Raw genomic sequence first — 16,456 nt, 5'->3', positions numbered from 1 at the left:
CTTCATTGTTCTTTATTTTGTTTCAACCCATGGCCTGCGAGTAAATGATCGGGTTGTATTTGCAACGCTTCTTCGTAATAGCGCTCGGCTCGCTCATGCTCACCTTTATGTGCGTATGCAACTCCAAGATTGTAATAGGCATCGGCATGGCTCGAGTTAATGGCTATCGTACCCGAGAATTGCACGATGGCTTCCTCGATCATGTGCAACTGGGCCAACACGAGCCCGAAGTAAAAGTGAGCATCGGCATCGTTTTCATTTAACTCAACAGCCGTCTTCAAACTCGCTAACGCCCGTGCAAATTGTTGTTGGTTATAAAAACAAATGCCCATCATAAAGTGTAAGCTCTGGTCATTCCCCATGCCAAGACGCTGTGCTTCTTGGTAAAAGCGCAACGCCTCTGGGTATTTTTCAATATGGTAGCAAACATTTCCTGCTCCATAATAAGCAGACGCTTGACGTTCGTCTAACTGAATGGCTCGTTGATAACATGCCAAAGCTTCATCTTCTTCTCCTGAAGCCAATAGCAGTGTGCCCAGATTCGTGTATATATCAGCATGGCGATCTGGTTCTTCTTCTAGCGCCAGATGAAAGTTTTGAAGCGCCAACTCATCAAGACCTGCGTTCATTTGTTCGGTCGCCAGCGTATAAGCGGATGGTTTCATGCAATCCCATCTTTCTTTGAACGTACAATGTCATCAATGATGCCTCCACCTAAACATACATCCCCATCATAAAATACGACGGCTTGGCCTGGAGTGACTGCTCGTTGCTGCTCAATAAACTCCACATAAAATGTTTGATCTTCTTGAACGTGCAAAATGACGTCTTGGTCCGGTTGACGATACCGAAACTTTGCCTTTAGACGAACAGCGGCCGTTGGGGTTTCGTTACTGATCCAGTTCAGTTCACTACCATATAGACCTGCGCTTAATAACCGTGGGTGGGCTGAGCCTTGGCCTACGACAAGCACATTGTTCTCCAAATCTTTATCAACGACAAACCAAGGTTCTCCAGAACCTCCAATGCCAAGACCTTGACGTTGGCCCAACGTGTAATACATGAGCCCTTCATGCTCACCTTTCTTTTCACCATCTGGCGTTTTCATCGCTCCGGGTTGCGCAGGCAAATACGTTTGCAAAAACGATTTGAAGTCACGTTCACCAATGAAACAGATGCCAGTACTATCTTTTTTCCCAGCTGTTGCTAACCCACGTTCCTCTGCCATTTTACGTACTTCACTCTTCTCAAATTCCCCGAGTGGAACATCACTTTTTGCAATTGCTCTTCGCTCAGCTGACTAAGAAAATACGTCTGATCTTTGTTGTTGTCCACGCCGCGAAGCATGTTCACTGAACCGTCCTCAAATCGATGAACTCTCGCATAGTGCCCGGTTGCCACGTAGTCCGCACCTAAAAGCATAGCGTGGTCGAGAAATGCTTTAAATTTAATTTCTTTGTTACACATGACGTCAGGATTAGGCGTTCTCCCTTTCATGTGCTCGTCCAAAAAGTATTGGAACACTTTATCCCAATACTCTTTTTCAAAGTTCACCGAGTAATAGGGAATGTCCAACTGATCGGCCACCCGAGCGACGTCTTCATAATCGACGGTAGCTGTACAAACACCAAACTCATCCTCTTCGTCCCAGTTCTTCATAAACACGCCTACGACTCATAGCCTTCTTCTTTTAGCAACGCCGCCGTCACCGATGAATCCACACCTCCGGACATGCCGACGACGACACGAATATTTTTATTATCTACATTCATGATCTACACCTCAGTTCGTTTCTCTCGTATTAATCGACTAATCTGCTCAAGTTGCTTTGCCGAATGTATGACTTGTTGTTCATCATTTCCATATCCAAAGCTAAATCTTAAAGAATTCTTTACGCGCTCATCATCAGAGCCATACATCGCTTCAAGTACATGGGACGGTTGAAAGCTACCCGCCGTACATGCAGACCCGCTGCTAACCGCTATGCCGGCCATATCGAGTTGTGCGAGCATCGGTTCGGTAAGTGAACCGGGAAAACTGATGTTGATGATATGAGGCAGACTATCCGTAAGTGCCCCATTGATCTCAAATGGAACGTCTCTATTTCTAAGTTCTTCTAAAAGCTTTTCTTTCAATTCCCGACTGTGATCGGCATTTCGTTCACCATCTTGACCAAGAAGTTGTACAGCCTTTTTCAAACCAGCAATTGCAGCTGCGTTCTCTGTGCCCGGCCGTAGTTTCTTTTCTTGCTCACCGCCATAAATAAGGGCTTGGATGTTTGTACCCTTCTTAACATACAAAAATCCCGCTCCTTTCGGTCCATTGACCTTGTGAGCAGAACCCGTTAGTAAATCGACACCCAATGCTTGTACATCAAAGCTCATCTTTCCAAAAGATTGAACGGCATCGGTATGAAATAGTGCTTCGTGATTTTCCAATAGGGAGCTGATCGCTTCAATCGGCTGTATCATGCCTGTTTCGTTATTTCCGTGCATGATTGAAACGAGAATCGTATCCGGACGAAGCGCGCTCTCGACGTCAGCGACAGTGACAACACCTCGCTCGTCAACAGGGAGTCGTGTCACTTCAAAACCTTCATCCTCAAGTTGATCTAAAACGTGCAGCACAGCATGATGCTCGATTTGGGATGTCACAATATGCTTGCCGGTTTGTTTCCGTGCGTGCACTGCACCCCGAATGGCTAGGTTGTTGGATTCCGTTCCACCGCTCGTAAAGATGATTTCATCTCGGTGACTGTTTAATTGACCGGCAACGACCCTTCTCGCCTCATCAATTCCGACACGTACCTTACGTCCAAATCGATGGATGCTTGACGCATTGCCAATCATCGTCCCATCATAATACGGCTTCATCTCAGCAAAAACTTCATCACGAACAGGGGTCGTTGCGGCATGATCGAAATAGATCTCGTTCATACGAATGCCGCCTCCTTCTTCACAATTATATATAAAACATATAGTCTTCTTGTTTATCGGTTTCTTCGTAGTTCGCCAAGTCCTCAAGCGTCGTAGAATCTAGCACATCTTTAATCGCGTCACGGATCTTCACCCATAAATCACGCTTCGCTGGTTCTTCATCTTCCATGACTTCCACAGGGGTAATCGGCCCTTCAAGCACACGAATAATGTCTCCTGCTGTAATCTCATGCGGCTCTTTTGAAAGCATGTAACCCCCGTACGCTCCTCGAACACTCTTCACAAATGTCGCGTTTCGAAGTGGCGCAATCAATTGCTCCAAATAATGTTCTGACAGGTTGTTTTCCTTCGCAATGGACTTCAATGAGATCGGACCCTCACCGTATTTCTTCGCGAGCGCCATCATAATCGTGAGACCGTAGCGCCCTTTTGTCGATATCTTCATTTATATAGCCACCTTTATATCCTGTTCATAAGGTTAACGTTTATTAAAAAGCAACGCTTGTCTTTCTGCTGTAACTGCCATTATAGCATGGACAATCAATGATTTACATGTCTCTTGCTTGGATTGTTCTTAGAAGAGGCCGTGTGCTACACTAGTTGAAGAAACAGAACGTGCATTCGTGTATGAATGGAGGCCCCAAATGAACCATGAACCACTCGCATTTCGCATGCGCCCAAGAACCATTGACGAAGTGGTCGGACAAGTTCACCTTCTCGGAGAAGGAGCTCTAATCTCACGCATGGTCACTGCAGGTACACTTCAACCGATGATCTTTTACGGACCACCTGGGACCGGAAAAACATCACTTGCGACTGCACTTGCGGGGAGTATGGAACTGCGCTACAAACTGCTCAACGCCGTCGAGCACTCCAAAAAAGACTTGCAAATTGCTGCCGAGGAAGCGAAGCTCTACGGTCAGCTCGTATTAATTTTGGATGAGTTTCATCGCCTTGATAAAGGAAAACAAGATTTTTTGCTTCCGTACTTGGAAAGTGGAAAACTCATTGTCATCGGTGCTACAACCGCCAATCCTTATCATTCCGTGAATCCAGCCATTCGCAGTCGTTGCCATATTTTTGAATTGTTTTCTTTACAAGAAGACGAGATCTTAAACAGCTTAAGAGCAGCCATCGATGATCAGGAGCGAGGGTTAGGTCACATCTCAACAAAACTTGATGACGATGCGGCGAGACATATCGCTTCATCTTCAGGCGGAGACTTACGCTCTGCTTTGAACGCTTTAGAGTTGGCCGTTCTATCTACACCAAAAAATGAGGACGGGATCATCCATGTTGATGTGAGCGTAGCCGAAATTTGCATGCAGAAGAAGAATTTCAATCATGACCGTGATGGGGATGCCCACTATGATGTGTTATCAGCATTCCAAAAGTCCATTCGAGGCAGCGATGCGGATGCGGCACTTCACTACTTAGCACGATTAATTGAAGCCGGAGACCTTGTCAGCATTAATCGACGCTTACTCGTCATTGCGTACGAGGACATCGGCCTTGCGAATCCACAAGCCGGTGCTCGCACACTTGCTGCGATTCAAGCATCCGAACGTTTAGGTTTCCCTGAGGCAAGAATTCCGCTTGCGAACGCTGTCGTTGAACTCTGTCTGTCTCCGAAATCAAACAGTGCTTATCGCGCCCTTGATGCCGCACTGGCAGACGTCCGCAAATTCGGGTCTCCTCCAATACCAGACCAAATTCGCGACGCTCACTACGCTGGAGCGAAAGAATTGGACCGAGGCGTCGGTTATTTGTACCCTCACGATTATGAAGGGGCCCTCGTCGCGCAACAATACTTGCCGGACAAGTTAAAAGATCATCGCTACTTGCATTTGAAAGGCTCAAGTAAATTTGAGAAAGCATTTAAAGACGCTGATCAGAACATCCGTGCGAAGACGAAACACCGTTAGCACACAAATTCTTGTTTTGTTTCTATCATTGGGAGTATAGAGATTCATACATTCGTCCATATTAAGACTACATTGAATCTCTTAATGGAAGAAGGTAACCCGATGACAAAAGTGAGACAAGATGCATGGTCCCATGAGGATGATGTGCTATTAGCAGATACTGTCATCCACCATATTAAAAATGGAAGTACGCAGTTAAAAGCATTTGAGGAAGTTGGCGATCAACTTAACCGCACCGCTGCTGCTTGTGGATTCCGCTGGAATGCGGTCGTGCGTGATCGCTACGAAACAAAGATTAGCGAAGCAAAGCGTGAACGAAAAGCATTTCAGCGAAACGATGCCGCACAAGCCGTGCAAAAAACATTCGGTGTAAAACATCCTCAGAGGTCGATTGAGAAACCGGTACACACGGATGACTTAAACATGGAACGAGTCGTTCAGTTCCTTAGCCATTACGTGCATCAAGAAACCATTGATGCCGATACAAAAACGAACGTTGAACAAGTACAATTAGAAAATGAACAGTTAAAATCGCGATTAGAAAAGCTGGAAAAAGAACATGAATCTTTGCTCACCATTATTAATCGTGCCCGCAATATGATGTTTGTTGATGAAACAATGAGTGACTCGTTCATGTCATCGAGCTTTCGCATGGATGAGAACGGCAATCTTCAACATGTTTCAAAAGCAGATTAAAAGCCGTAGGGGTTCTACCCTACGGCTTTTATTTTGATTATATAGAATGAACTTAACATGATCCTAATTGCAGTTTGTTGTTGCTTTCCACTGCAGGCGGATGCTTGCACTCCCGAGTACAAGTGCAACATCGGAGGACAAAAGGCGACCACCGTGTTTTCTAGGCAGTCCAGACTATAAGGGCAACATCACCTCACCCTGCGCTGCCGCTTGTGTTCGCTGTGTCTACTTGACACTCCAGGGTATAAGGCAACATCGGCGGCCAGGTGCTGCACCCCAAAAGTTAGAGCTAAAACTAACGTTTGGGGTACAGCTACCTTCACGTTTCTGCCTCCTGGCTACGGTGTGTGGAAAGAAGTCCAAATGCCCCATATATTCATTAATGTGACACTTGAGAAAGAAAAATCATGATTTTAAACGTGAATGCGCACATAAACGTTGTCAACTGTCACAAATCGTGCGATTTGTGACAGTTGCGTGCCGAAAGTGCCCGGTTTGAGGCTGGATTGTCACATACGTGACCGGCCATCACTTGCTTGTGCCAGGTGGTGGGCCTCGGTCACGACTTTTTACCCTTCGGCAAACGTTTTTCGTGTTGCCCGCAACCCTTGCAGTGACGAACAACGATCGGCAACGAGATGAATTGCAACAGAAAATATACAAGCACTCACCCGCAAAGACCCATCTCGATCATCCGATTCAGTGAAATTCATTCGTTCAACTTATATAGTTAAGCGCCCTTTTTTCTTCAATTGTCAGATTTACTTCCTTTCTAATTGGAAATTCACAGATAGATTATCTAACAAATTTATTACACGACGATTGTGAATTTTGCTATCATTAGGAGTATCATCAACGAATGGGCGGGGATATCATGAACTATAAAAAGAAAAAAGTCATCACGATTGGTGTTGTTTGTGAACTGACCGGCCTGAGCGAGCGTCAAATTCGCTATTACGAAGAGCGTCAGCTTATTTTTCCGGAACGAAGCAAAGGCGGAACACGCAAATATTCTTTTTTAGACATTGAACGCCTTATGGAGATTGCCGAAAAGATGGCAGATGGTATGCAAACATTTGAAATTAAACGAATGGACAAGCAACGAAACGCTTCGTTGCGTGAGAAAATGATCAAAGGCCAAATTAGTGCACGTTTCGGCGGACCACAGACCGCGGAGAACAAAACAAATTAACGAAAAAGAGTGAATGACCATGACGGGTCATTCACTCTTTTTCGTTATGTATGTCGTCCCGTTGTGCCGTATATAAACACCAAGTTTTGAAGCCTGCTCTCACAGGTGGGTGCCTTGTTCAATACTCCGTAAAGTCCTCAGCTTCCGAGGCGTGTACTTCCTATTGAAACGGCAGGCTCCCAAGTTAAAAATGTTGGCTCAAAACGTATAGTGTGCTACGAACACCACAGGACTTCTTATGTAGCAAAATTATAGCACGTAAACCTTCCCTCTGCAAGCTGTTAATTATTCTTAAAGAAATTGTGAAACCCTTGGTTTACAAGGGTTTCACATGGACTGCCTGTTGGGTATACTAGCAGAAGGAGGGATCATATGTCAAAAGCACTTCACCGAATACCTATCACTCATATCGAACAAAAGGTCAGTTCCATTGAGAAACATACGGAACATTTCGATACAGATATGGTACTATACGAAGAAAAGATTACAATCGACAACGAGTCATTTACCATTGAATCTGTCTTCGACATGTCGTACCGATTCAAACAAGGTGAGATTGGATTTTTGTATCTCCATACTTCACAAGGAGTGAGAACGTTTTACATTAAGGAAGACCCTACTTCTTTCATAGAACGCTTTCGCACTGTCGAAAGGAAATAAACGTTATCTCGGGCGAATGTTCAACTCTTTCCATTGGTTAGAGCTGACTTCGCTCGGTGCTCCTGTTAACAAGCAACTTGCACTTGCGGTCTTAGGGAAGGCAATTACTTCACGCAAATTGTCTACCCCTGCAAAAAGCATCACCAACCGGTCTAAGCCTAACGCAATACCACCGTGAGGAGGTGCACCATTGCCTAGCGCCTCAATCAAGAAGCCAAATTCATCCAACGCATCGGCCTCTTTAAACCCTAACGTTTTAAACATTTGCATCTGTAAGTCAGGCTCATGAATACGTTGTGAACCGCCACCGAGCTCGTAGCCGTTTAACACAAGGTCATAAGCGTGTGCGGTAACTTCTTCAGGACGTTCCTCTAACTTATCGATGTCTTCGGCAACGGGTCGTGTAAACGGATGGTGTAAAGCGACGTGGCGTTTAGCATCTTTGTCATATTCTACGAGTGGAAAATCCGTAACCCATAAGAAATTGAACTTCGATTCATCAATCAACTTCAATTCCTTCCCAAATTTCATCCGTAAAGCGCCGAGAACATCATAAACAATACCCGCTTCATCAGCGGCAAACATGAGTAAATCTCCACTCTCTGCTTGCATTGCTGTTTTCATTTGCTCTTGAATTTCTGCAGATAAGAATTTCGCAATTGGACCTTTTAGTTCCAGAGATTCGTCGACTTTCAACCAAGCAAGACCTTTTGCTCCGTAAATGGCTGCAAAGTCCGCCAGATCATCAATCTCCTTACGTGACATCTGATCTCCTTGCCCTTTTGCATTTAAGCCCTTGACTTTTCCACCCGACTCAACGGCTGAAGTGAATACTTTAAAATCACTTGATTGCACAATATCCGATAGCTCGACAAGTTCCATATCAAAACGGGTATCTGGCTTGTCAGACCCGTAACGATTCATTGCTTCATCGTACGTCATTCTAGGAAACGGCTTGGGAATTTGGATACCTTTCGTAACATCCATCAAATGCGACATCATCTCTTCTGTCATCTTGAACAAGTCTTCACTGTCCATAAACGATGCTTCAATATCAATTTGTGTAAATTCTGGTTGACGGTCCGCTCGCAAATCTTCATCACGGAAACAACGCACGATCTGATAGTAACGTTCAAAACCTGCAATCATAAAAAGCTGTTTAAACAACTGCGGGGATTGCGGCAGCGCATAAAATTCCTCTTCGTGTACGCGGCTTGGAACGAGATAATCTCTAGCACCTTCTGGCGTACTTTTTGTGAGCATCGGCGTCTCAGCTTCCATAAACTCTTGATTGTCTAAAAAGTGTCTGATTTCTTTTGTAATCTGATGGCGCAGTCGGAAAACCTGTTGCATATCTGGTCGTCTTAAATCTAAGTAACGCTTAGAAAGACGCACATCCTCGGATACTTGTACATTTTCTTCAATCGCAAATGGAAGTGCTTTTGATGCATTTAAAATACGAACCTGATCGACATGTACTTCCACTTTTCCCGTTGGAATCTTCTCGTTAATCGTTTCTTCTTCTCGAAGAACGACCGTCCCTTCTACATCGAGTACATATTCATTACGGATGGATTCAGCGGTTTTAAGTGCATCTGCATTAATTTCTGGACTAAAAACGACTTGTACAATCCCTTTACGGTCTCGTAGATCAATGAAGATTACTTGACCGAGATCGCGTCTCGTTCTCGCCCACCCTTTCAGTTGCACTCTCTCTCCGATCATGCCTTCAGTAATTTCTCCACTATAATGCGTTCTTCCTAACCCTACCATGTTGTTCTCTCCTTTATGTCTACTTTGACAGTTCAGATACGAGCGCTTCAAATGGAACTTGTTGTTGATCTCCCGTTTCCATATTCTTTACGTTCGCAGCTCCTGTTTCTAGTTCATTCTCACCGATAACAATGACATGCTTTGCGCCACTGCGATCAGCCGCTTTGAATTGAGCTTTCATCTTTCTTTGCAAGTAATCTTTGTCAGCGATAATGCCAGATTGTCTTAATTCTCGAAGCATAACGGCTGCATAGTCACTTGCTTCTTCTCCAACGGCAACCACATACACATCCAATGTGCGGTTGTTCTCTTCTAGCAATCCTCTTGCTTCAAGAGCCATAAGAACACGCTCAATACTTAAACCGAAACCAATCCCAGACACTTTCGGTCCACCGAACTCTTCCACTAGGCCTTCATAGCGTCCTCCGCCTGTAAGCGTCGTAATGGCGCCAAACTCAGGTTCGTCAAGCATGATCTCAAATGCGGTGTTCGTGTAATAATCAAGGCCACGGACGAGGTTTGGATCAATAACGTACGGAATGTTCATCGCATCTAACAACTGCTTCACTTTTGCAAAATAGGCGACTGACGTTTCATTCAAGTAATCTTGTATGGACGGTGCCGTTTGCACGAGTTTGTGGTCACGATCGACTTTGCAATCGAGGATACGCATCGGATTGCTTTCAAGACGTGACTGACAGTCCGAGCAAAATTCGTCAATACGCGCTGAAAAATGATCTACAAGTGCGGTACGGTGATCGCCTCGACTTTCTTTATCTCCTAAACTGTTTATGACGAGCTTTAACTTGTCTAGACCGCACGCTTTGTAAAAGTCCATTGCCAGAGAAATAACTTCCGCATCAATGGCTGGGTCGTCACTCCCGAGCACTTCAACACCAAACTGGTGGAATTGCCGCATTCTTCCTGATTCTGGCCGTTCATAGCGGAACATTGGGCCGTATAATAAAGTTTGATTGGCTGCTGAACAATGCCGTACATTTTATTTTCTACAAATGAACGTACGACCGAAGCGGTACCTTCCGGGCGCAATGACAGATGTCTGCCTCCTCGGTCTTGGAACGTATACATTTCTTTTTGCACAATATCTGTGCTATCCCCAACACTACGTTGAAAAACCTCTGTTGTCTCAAAAATTGGTGTGCGAATTTCTTCGTAATTGTAGGCTCGGCTCACCGACCGAGCAATGGCTTCGATCTTTTGCCAATCAGACGATGCGCCTGGCAAAATGTCTTGTGTTCCTCTTGGAATCCGATAATCCATAGTATGATTCTCCTTTCGGTCTAATAAAACGCAAAAACGTCCCTCTGTAAAAACAGAGGGACGAGTATAACCCGCGGTGCCACCCAAACTTGAAGTACAATCCAATTACTTCCGCTTATCACAGTTAACGCCTGTGTTACGTCTCATCCTACTGCGTAGAAAACGGTTCGAATGAGGCCCTGTGAAGTGTCTTTCTCAAACGGATAAACAGAAGGGCTTTCAGCTAATGCCGCTTCCTCTCTTTTGAATAGTGCCGCCTGGTACTTTTCTCCGTTAATGGGATGTATTATGTTTTATATCATAAATATCTCTTTGCACGTTGTCAACTGTATGTGTTACTTTTTTTCTGGCGATTCTAGCATTAACGTAACTGGACCATCATTTACGAGAGCGACATCCATCATCGCCCCGAACTTACCGGTTTGTACATCTAGCCCATAGGAACGGAGCTTTTCATTAAATAATTCATATAAACGATCTGCCTCAGTCGGGTTCGCTGCCCCAGTAAAACTTGGTCTCCGACCTTTCTTTGCGTCTGCGTAAAGCGTGAACTGCGATACCGACAAAATGCTACCTTCTCGGTCTAAAATGGAGTCATTCATTTTTCCATCCCCATCTTCAAACAAACGAAGATGGGCGCACTTGTCCGCCAACCATTCTACGTCTTTTTCGGTATCTTCATGAGTGATGCCAACGAGAAGAACATACCCATAGTCGATCTCGGCAATTCTCTTTTCGTCCACTGTTACGCTCGCTTGTTTGCTTCGTTGCAAAAGTACTCTCATCTTGCAAAACTCCTTTGCCTAATGCATCACACGACGTACGGAATAGATATCTGGTAGCTTTTTGATCTTGTCGACGACTTTGTAAAGATGATCAAGGTTCGTGATCGCGATCGTCATATCAATGACCGCCATTTTATTTTTATCAGATCGCCCATTTACCGCATGAATATTCGTTCTTGATTCCGCTACAACATGTAACACTTCATTAAGGAGACCTCTACGATCATAACCTGTCACTTCAATATCCACATTATAGCTTTTCTTCTTTTCTTCATCTCGGTCCCATTCAACCGGAACGAGCCGGCTATTGTCTTCTTCTAAGCCGACGACATTAGGGCAATCTGAACGGTGAATGGAGACACCTCGACCTTTCGTAATAAATCCTAAAATCTCATCACCTGGAACTGGATTGCAACACTTCGACAGTCGAATGAGTAAATTATCTACCCTTTTACACTCACACCTGCGCCTGATTTACGCGTACGAACTGGCGTACTAATCTCTTTAACTGCCTCAGTGACGGTCTTCTTCTCTTGTTGTTCATTTTCTTGACGTTTCTTATCTGTGAGGCGTGTAACGACTTGTTTAGCGCTAATGCCGTTATAACCGACCGCGGCAAACATATCTTCTTCGCCTGCAAAGCTAAACTTGTCCGCAGCTTTTTGCAAATTATCTCCGATGAGAATTTCTTTTGGACTAAATTCTTGGGATTTTAATTCACGTTCAATCGCTTCCCGTCCTTTTTGAACGTTCTCATCTCGTCGTTCTTTTTTGAAAAACTGCTTAATTTTATTTTTTGCATGGGAGCTTTGAGTGATTTTTTGCCAGTCTTGCGACGGACCATAAGAGTGCTTGGACGTGAGAATTTCAATAATGTCTCCAGTCTTTAATTCATAATCAAGGGGAACCATCTTGCTGTTTACTTTCGCTCCGATTGTACGATTTCCAATTTCTGTATGAATCCGGTATGCAAAGTCAATAGGCACCGAACCTCGCGGTAATTCAATCACATCGCCTTTTGGTGAGAAAACAAACACCATATCGGAAAATAGGTCAATTTTGAGCGATTCCATAAATTCTTCTGCATTCGTGGCATCGTTTTGCCATTCGAGAATCTCTCGAAACCAGCCGAGCTTGTCCAGCGACTGCTCGGTACTTGCAGCACCCTCTTTATACGCCCAGTGCGCTGCCACACCGTATTCAGCGATACGGTGCATCTCTTCTGATCGGATTTGCACTTCTAACGGCTCACCTTTCGGGCCGATAACCGTCGTATGAAGTGACTGATACATGTTCGCCTTTGGCATTGCAATATAGTCTTTAAACCGACCTGGCATCGGTTTCCATTGTGTATGAATAACCCCTAATACCGCATAACAATCTTTAATGCTTTTGACGATGATCCGTACAGCTAACAAATCATAAATCTCATTGAACTGTTTCTTTTGGATTGTCTCTTACGATAGATGCTATAAATATGTTTTGGTCGTCCGGAAATGTCCGCCTCTACATTCAATTCTTTCACATTGTCACGAATATCGGTCATCACTTCATCAATGTATTGCTCACGTTGCGCACGCTTTTGCTTCATGAGATTGACAATCCGATAGTATTGCTGTGGATCTAAATACCGAAGCGCGATATCTTCAAGTTCCCACTTAATCGTTGAAATCCCTAGACGATGAGCAAGAGGAGCAAAAATTTCTAAAGTTTCGTTTGAAATGCGTCTTTGCTTCTCTGCAGGCAAATGCTTCAACGTCCGCATGTTATGCAGACGATCGGCGAGCTTAATGAGGATAACCCGTATATCCCGTGCCATGGCCACGACCATTTTACGGTGGTTCTCAGCTTGCTGTTCACGTTTGGATTTGTATTTGATCTTCTTTAGCTTTGTGACACCGTCGACGAGCATCGTTACCTCTTCGCCGAAATGTTCATTCAATTGCTCTAAGCTCGTCTCTGTATCTTCGACAACATCGTGTAAAAATGCACCGGCGATTGTCGCAGGTTCAAGCTGAAGGTCAACAAGAATCCCTGCGACCTGTACGGGATGGTGAATATACGGTTCTCCTGATTTTCGAAACTGTCCTTCGTGTTCTCGTTCTGCATATTGATAAGCTCTCGTAATAAATTGTACGTGCTCATCTGACATATACTTCGCTGCCCGCTCTAGTAACTGCTCAATCGTCATGGAATCACCTTTCATCAATCTCTCGGTTCTCTATTTAATCTATTATCAATAAAAAATGATGGCATGTAAAGTGTCATGCTCGTTAAAACCTAAATCTTCGACAACAAATGGGGTCAATAATAAAAAGGTCCTCTAAAAGAAAGGACCTCCATGTCAAAAAAGTATCACATTATTTGTAAGAGATTAATGAAAAAACATCATAATCTTTAATCTTTGAACGACTGTCAATGTAAGCGAGTTCAATGAGAAATGCACAGCCAACCACTTCGCCACCGAGCTTTTCAACGAGCTTAATCGTTGCCTCAATGGTGCCTCCTGTCGCCAACAGGTCATCGGTAATAATAACGCGGTCCCCAGGCTTGATGCTGTCTTCATGAATCGCTAATGTGTCATTGCCATATTCTAAACCGTAATCGGCTTGCACAACTTTACGTGGAAGTTTGCCAGCTTTTCTCACAGGAACAAAGCTTTTTTCTAATTGAAAGGCAATTGGACAACCAACGACAAATCCCCGTGCTTCAGGACCGACGATAATGTCAGCTTTTCGTTCTTTGACATACTCACTCATTTCAAGAATTGCACTTCGATAAGCTGGCCCGTTTTGTAAAAGTGGGGTAATGTCTTTAAATTGAATGCCTTCTGTCGGGTAGTCCTCAATAATTGTAATATGTTCTTTATAATCCACTGAGTAATTCCTCTCTTTCAGGTAACTTCCGCTTCAGTTGCTGGTCAAACCAGCGTTTTAACTCCTCTGAACTTGAAAGTAACAACGTCTTTTCTGCATCTACGCGAGTTTGATGCATCATATAGGTCGGTGCATCTTTCAAGTCTTTCTTCAATGGCGCATGATGAATATTAATCAAACCATTCTCTATTGTAACAAATTCGAGCTCTCGAAACACGTTTGTCATGAATTTAATCATCGGCTCTGACCAACCTTTATACTTTTCAAGCTGCGTCAATTCATTTTTTGAGATCGGACCCTTTTGCTTAATGAAGGCAAAGTACCACTTAAATTCTTCTCGAGAAGGTACCGTCATAAAGTAAGATACTGCTTCTTCTTGAAAAGCGACATACACATTCTTTACAGATGCTGAGGATTGTGTCAACAATGCTTCGATTTCCTCAAGAGAGTCTGGTAGTTCGACGAGAGCACACGTGCTAGGCATGGTTGAATCTGCTTCATCTGCGCGGATAATCGTACTCTCAGTGTCTAAACGTTGCAGCTGTTGTTTTTTCTCTTCGGTAAACACAACACGTGCAACATCAGCGGGTAATGAAGCGAGTGATTTGCCTCGCACATCAAACAGTTGATAGCCGTTTACTTGTGCATCTTTCAAAATCAGTTGCGGCTTTATCTTTCCTCGCCATTCGTTCGTTTCCAACTCACCAATCACAGATATGCTGCTGCTCATGCTCACTTGATCATCGATATAACTTTTGCGAAAACCGATGCAATCCAACTGCGCATCGTCATCCGCAAGTTGCATCTTCACGTGATTCTTCTTTGCGCCGATCGAGCGTTTATCAATGATCTTAGACTCTTCAATCAGTACACACGGCTTGGGATTGCCCATTCCAAAAGGGGCTAACTGTTCAACTTCTCGAATAAGGTCAATCGTTACATCAGAAACCGTTAATGACAATTCAATGTGAGTGACCGGAATAAACTCTTCTTCTGTCATTGTTTCGTTCACACGCTTATTCATATGACGTCGGAGCTCGTCAATATGAGTCGTATCGATCGTTAATCCTGCTGCCATCGGATGTCCGCCAAAATGAGTAAATAGGTGACGAACTTCTGAAAGTGTATCGTATAAATCAAACCCTGGAATGCTACGCGCCGAACCTTTCCCGACGCCATGTTCATCTTGCGCAATGACGATCGCCGGTCGATTGAACTTTTCAACGAGGCGAGAGGCCACAATGCCAGTCACACCCGAGTTCCAGCCAACACCAGATACGACAACGGCATCCACATCTGTCTCTTGATCTACGCTTTTAAGTGCCTCTTCGGCAATCCGCTCTACCGTCTCTTGGCGATCTTGATTTAAATGATCAATTTGCTCAGCAAGAACGAGCGCTTCCTCTGTATCTTTAACCATCAGCAACTCACAAGCCGGCTTAGCAGAGGCCATTCTCCCTGCCGCATTTAACCTTGGACCAAGGCCAAACCCAACATCTTGAGAAGAAAATGGAGGCCCGTTTAGTCCACTCACTTCTCCTAGTGAGCGTAACCCGGCACGCTTTTGTAGCCCCAACTGCTTTAATCCCCGCTTCGCAAAATAACGGTTTTCATCCACTAGCGGAACAAGGTCACTGATCGTGCCAAGTGCAACCAAATCAAATCCGTCTTTAGGCACTTCACCTAACAGTGCGTGCGATAGTTTCAGCACAACGCCGACCCCTGCGAGGTCTTTGTAAGGATACGAGCAGTTTTTCTTCTTCGGATTAATGATGCTTTTTGCATCTGGCAGCTCAGGACCCACTTCATGGTGGTCAGTCACAATGACGTCTAAGCCAATTTCATTCGCAAAACTTACGGATTCTACAGCCGCAATGCCTGTGTCCACCGTAATGACAAGCGACGCACCTCCATCACGTAAACCTTGAAAAGCGTTCACGTTTGGTCCGTAACCTTCGGTAAACCGGTTGGGGATGTACCAGTCATACACCGCTCCAAGCTTTTGTAGTGTTTCACACATGAGTGCTGTACTTGACACCCCGTCGACATCATAATCCCCGAAGACAATGATCTTCTCTTTGTCGATCACCGCTTTATGAATCCGGTCAACAGCTTCTTTCATGCCATGCAAAAGAAAAGGATCGTGCATACGATCCTCGTTCATATGTAAAAAAGCTTCTGCTTTCTCTTTCGTCTCACACCCGCGATTCATGAGGAGATGGGCAGTCAAAGGGGACACGCCGAGCACCGATGCCAACTGATCTGCTTTCATCGTCTGTGTTTTCATTTGCCATTTTGTGTTTGCTTGTAACATTCGTTCTTCACTCCTCAC

At 44.5% G+C, this 16,456-nt stretch carries 12 protein-coding genes, 1 other RNA gene, 3 pseudogenes and 1 other annotated feature; of the genes and pseudogenes, 4 read left to right on the top strand and 12 right to left on the bottom strand.

Annotation, left to right across the window (positions count from 1 at the left end; all coding sequences use genetic code 11):
- Window positions 1-2: 2 nt before the first annotated feature.
- From JCM19039_RS04560 to cymR, 4 genes and pseudogenes are all read right to left on the bottom strand, one after another.
- Window positions 3-665: a tetratricopeptide repeat protein gene (locus JCM19039_RS04560; RefSeq protein WP_042424360.1), complete on the bottom strand. Its 663-nt coding sequence runs from the start codon at window positions 663-665 to the stop codon at window positions 3-5.
- Window positions 665-1,747 (bottom strand): annotated as a pseudogene (locus JCM19039_RS27755) (hypothetical protein); the annotation flags it as partial. The gene JCM19039_RS04560 and the pseudogene JCM19039_RS27755, both read right to left, overlap by 1 nt.
- A gap of 28 nt (window positions 1,748-1,775) precedes the next feature.
- Window positions 1,776-2,936: a cysteine desulfurase family protein gene (locus tag JCM19039_RS04550; RefSeq protein ID WP_042424357.1), complete on the bottom strand. Its 1,161-nt coding sequence runs from the start codon at window positions 2,934-2,936 to the stop codon at window positions 1,776-1,778.
- A 25-nt stretch (window positions 2,937-2,961) separates the two neighbouring features.
- Window positions 2,962-3,381, bottom strand: a complete 420-nt coding sequence (gene cymR, locus JCM19039_RS04545; RefSeq protein ID WP_042403915.1) for a cysteine metabolism transcriptional regulator CymR — start codon at window positions 3,379-3,381, stop codon at window positions 2,962-2,964.
- Between the two features lie 199 nt (window positions 3,382-3,580).
- Between cymR and JCM19039_RS04540 the strand changes: the two genes are divergently transcribed.
- Both JCM19039_RS04540 and JCM19039_RS04535 read left to right on the top strand, forming a co-directional pair.
- Window positions 3,581-4,861 carry a replication-associated recombination protein A gene (locus JCM19039_RS04540; protein WP_042424354.1) on the top strand — a complete coding sequence of 427 codons (1,281 nt, stop codon included), beginning with the start codon at window positions 3,581-3,583 and terminating at the stop codon, window positions 4,859-4,861.
- A 102-nt stretch (window positions 4,862-4,963) separates the two neighbouring features.
- Entirely contained in the window at window positions 4,964-5,557 is a 594-nt protein-coding gene (locus tag JCM19039_RS04535) for an RsfA family transcriptional regulator (RefSeq protein ID WP_042424351.1), read from the top strand.
- Window positions 5,558-6,126: 569 nt separating this feature from the next.
- On the opposite strand, the gene JCM19039_RS24200 is transcribed toward JCM19039_RS04535, so the two are convergent.
- Window positions 6,127-6,270, bottom strand: a complete 144-nt coding sequence (locus JCM19039_RS24200; RefSeq protein WP_193744139.1) for a hypothetical protein — start codon at window positions 6,268-6,270, stop codon at window positions 6,127-6,129.
- Between the two features lie 161 nt (window positions 6,271-6,431).
- Here JCM19039_RS24200 and JCM19039_RS04530 point away from each other — a divergent pair, with 161 nt between their 5' ends.
- Window positions 6,432-6,749 carry a MerR family transcriptional regulator gene (locus JCM19039_RS04530; RefSeq protein ID WP_042403088.1) on the top strand — a complete coding sequence of 106 codons (318 nt, stop codon included), beginning with the start codon at window positions 6,432-6,434 and terminating at the stop codon, window positions 6,747-6,749.
- 51 nt (window positions 6,750-6,800) lie between these two features.
- Here the strand turns inward: JCM19039_RS04530 and ssrS are convergent.
- A non-coding RNA gene (gene ssrS, locus JCM19039_RS22975) (6S RNA) lies at window positions 6,801-6,985 on the bottom strand.
- A gap of 136 nt (window positions 6,986-7,121) precedes the next feature.
- Between ssrS and JCM19039_RS04525 the strand changes: the two genes are divergently transcribed.
- The gene (locus JCM19039_RS04525; RefSeq protein ID WP_042424348.1) at window positions 7,122-7,409 is read left to right on the top strand and encodes a hypothetical protein; all 288 of its coding nucleotides are present in this window, start codon (window positions 7,122-7,124) and stop codon (window positions 7,407-7,409) included.
- A 3-nt stretch (window positions 7,410-7,412) separates the two neighbouring features.
- Here the strand turns inward: JCM19039_RS04525 and aspS are convergent, their stop codons facing one another.
- The 6 genes and pseudogenes from aspS to recJ all read right to left on the bottom strand — a co-directional run bounded on the left by aspS (window position 7,413) and on the right by recJ (window position 16,438).
- Window positions 7,413-9,182: an aspartate--tRNA ligase gene (gene aspS, locus JCM19039_RS04520; protein WP_042424346.1), complete on the bottom strand. Its 1,770-nt coding sequence runs from the start codon at window positions 9,180-9,182 to the stop codon at window positions 7,413-7,415.
- Window positions 9,183-9,201: 19 nt separating this feature from the next.
- Window positions 9,202-10,463 (bottom strand): annotated as a pseudogene (hisS, locus tag JCM19039_RS04515) (histidine--tRNA ligase).
- 53 nt (window positions 10,464-10,516) lie between these two features.
- Window positions 10,517-10,749: a binding site (T-box leader), on the bottom strand.
- A gap of 49 nt (window positions 10,750-10,798) precedes the next feature.
- Window positions 10,799-11,248: a D-aminoacyl-tRNA deacylase gene (dtd, locus tag JCM19039_RS04510; protein ID WP_042424343.1), complete on the bottom strand. Its 450-nt coding sequence runs from the start codon at window positions 11,246-11,248 to the stop codon at window positions 10,799-10,801.
- 18 nt (window positions 11,249-11,266) lie between these two features.
- Window positions 11,267-13,454 (bottom strand): annotated as a pseudogene (locus JCM19039_RS04505) (bifunctional (p)ppGpp synthetase/guanosine-3',5'-bis(diphosphate) 3'-pyrophosphohydrolase).
- 154 nt (window positions 13,455-13,608) lie between these two features.
- Window positions 13,609-14,124, bottom strand: coding sequence for an adenine phosphoribosyltransferase (locus JCM19039_RS04500; protein ID WP_042424340.1), 516 nt, complete (start codon window positions 14,122-14,124; stop codon window positions 13,609-13,611).
- The gene (gene recJ / locus JCM19039_RS04495; protein WP_042424337.1) at window positions 14,114-16,438 is read right to left on the bottom strand and encodes a single-stranded-DNA-specific exonuclease RecJ; all 2,325 of its coding nucleotides are present in this window, start codon (window positions 16,436-16,438) and stop codon (window positions 14,114-14,116) included. The genes JCM19039_RS04500 and recJ overlap by 11 nt, the downstream gene beginning before the upstream one ends.
- Window positions 16,439-16,456: the final 18 nt, after the last annotated feature.

Origin of the sequence: Geomicrobium sp. JCM 19039 (assembly GCF_000698145.1) — a bacterium.
Classification (GTDB): Bacteria; Bacillota; Bacilli; order Bacillales; family Marinococcaceae; genus Geomicrobium_A.
The sequence above is the reverse complement of the archived record's forward strand: the minus strand, read 5'-3'. Positions and strand labels throughout refer to the sequence as shown.